At 33.7% G+C, this 1,457-nt stretch carries 2 protein-coding genes; one reads left to right on the top strand and one right to left on the bottom strand.

The features are described from left to right. On the bottom strand, positions 1-767 hold a 767-nt coding region (gene holA / locus WFK35_RS22725), incomplete at its 3' end, for a DNA polymerase III subunit delta (protein WP_336734905.1). A gap of 7 nt (positions 768-774) precedes the next feature. Between holA and WFK35_RS22720 the strand changes: the two genes are divergently transcribed. After that, positions 775-1,206: a type I restriction enzyme HsdR N-terminal domain-containing protein gene (locus WFK35_RS22720; protein ID WP_214589371.1), complete on the top strand. Its 432-nt coding sequence runs from the start codon at positions 775-777 to the stop codon at positions 1,204-1,206. The last annotated feature ends 251 nt before the right edge of the window (positions 1,207-1,457 follow it).

Here is a 1,457-nt window from a genome sequence, read left to right as displayed (position 1 = left end):
TAATTGTATAAACTTGCCAACATCATCACAAAAGGATTGTTTTTAGGGTTTTTGCCCATAAAATGTGCAATTTTAAATGCTGCGTTGGCATTTTTTGTTCCTAAAGCTTTCTGTAATTCAAAAACATTGTATTCTTTGCTGATTCCGATGTGGTTTTCGATGATGGTTCCGTCTAAAACCTCACCGTCTTTCAGGATGATTTTCAGTTTATTCAGCTCATTGGCAATTCTTGAAAGGTCGTTTCCTAAATATTCTGCTAAAAGATGTGAGATATTGGGAGCTGTTTTTATTTTTAGTGCGGCACATTCGTCTGCAATCCATTTGGGAAGGTTGTTTTCGCGGATTGATTCGCTTAAAAATAATGCTTTCGCTTTTTCTAAAGATTTGGTGACTTTCTTTCGGCTGTCTAATTTTTTGTGTTTGTGCGCAAAAACCAGAACGGTGGACGGAACAGGATTCTGAACGTACATTTCCAAAGCATTGCTTTCGCTTTCAGCGAGTCTTAAATCCTGCGCTTCTTTTACAATGATTACCTGCTTGTCGCCCATCATGGGAAACTGTCTCGCCAAAGAAAGAACTTCCTGATAAGTGGTATCTTTGCCATAGACTACGGTTTGGTTGAATGCTTTTTCATCTTCCGTCAGAAAGTCGTGTTCGAGAGCTTTTACAGCAAGATCTATAAAATAGGGTTCTTCTCCGTGAAAAAAATAAATCGGTAAAACTTCTTTATTTTTAATATTTTTGAGGATTAAATCTAATTCTTTCATCTTATAAATGGAACTTCCAAAACTGAATTTTCAGGAAACTTTTGATTTTAAATTCAAGAAAGACAAAGATAAGTTTTTTATTTATGATTTGGTTCGTAAAACTTACCTTTTGCTGACTCCTGAAGAGTGGGTACGGCAACACTGGATCCATTATTATCTTACAGTGCAGTCCTACTCTGCTTCTGCATTAATTACGGAAAAAAAGATTGTTTTAAACGGTTTAACGAAGAGGGTTGATCTTTTAATTACTGAAAAAGCACAGCCTAAAATTTTAATTGAATGCAAAGCTCCTCAAATAAAATTAACGGAGAAAACTTTTGAGCAGACTGCAAGATATAATTCTGTAATCGGAGCGAAAGAGATTGTTCTGACGAATGGTTTGCAGCATATTCATGCGTATTATGAGAATGAGCAGTATCTGTTTTATAAGCCGGAGTGAAAGTAAGATTGAGGTTAAGGAGATTGATTGAGGTTGAGGCTAAGTTTTAGGTTGATTGAGTTAAATTGATGATGAAAATTTAAATGATAAACTTTACAACTAATTCAGAATTAACCACAAAAGCGCTCAAAAGAATAAAAATCAAAAATTTTTAAAAACTATTGTGAGCTTTTTCATTTATAATAATCAACTTTAAATAAAAAATTTAGTAGATATTTTGCAGCTTTTGCGGTTAAATAAAAAGTTTAAAA

Origin of the sequence: Chryseobacterium sp. VD8 (assembly GCF_037149975.1) — a bacterium.
In the GTDB taxonomy this organism is placed as follows: Bacteria; Bacteroidota; Bacteroidia; order Flavobacteriales; family Weeksellaceae; genus Chryseobacterium; species Chryseobacterium indicum.
This window is presented reverse-complemented; position numbering and strand designations above follow the sequence as displayed.

Bases quoted from the DNA above. Each gene is read 5' to 3' on its own strand.
- WFK35_RS22720 (WP_214589371.1), top strand. From the start codon at position 775: ATGGAACTTCCAAAACTGAATTTTCAGGAAACTTTTGATTTTAAATTC.